Source organism: Gilvimarinus sp. 1_MG-2023 (genome assembly GCF_030548285.1).
The window spans coordinates 1-348 of record NZ_JAUOSC010000437.1; the positions used below are offsets into that span (position 1 = coordinate 1).

General features: G+C 55.7%; 1 pseudogene. It reads left to right on the forward strand.

The features are described 5' to 3' along the window. Positions 1–305: pseudogene (locus tag Q4563_RS17530) on the forward strand (phosphate ABC transporter permease subunit PstC); the annotation flags it as partial. Between the last annotated feature and the right edge of the window lie 43 nt (positions 306–348).

A 348-nucleotide genomic window follows, 5' to 3' on the forward strand; every position in this document is an offset into this window, starting at 1 on the left:
TGGTTATCCCGGCCGCATTACCCGGTATTGTGGGGGCCGTTATGCTGGCGGTTTCCCGGGCGATTGGTGAAACCATGATTGTCGCCATGGCGGCGGGTCTGGCAGCCAACCTGACAGCCAACCCGCTCGACAGTGTGACCACCGTGACTGTGCAGATTGTGACCTTGCTGGTGGGAGACCAGGAGTTTGATTCCTCCAAAACACTGGCTGCCTTTGCACTGGGACTGGTGTTGTTCCTGGTGACTCTGATTCTTAACTACGTGGCGCTGAAAGTGGTACAGAAGTACCGGGAGCAATATGACTGATCAACTCACAACGACTCGCTCCAAAGTAGAACAGGGCATGGCG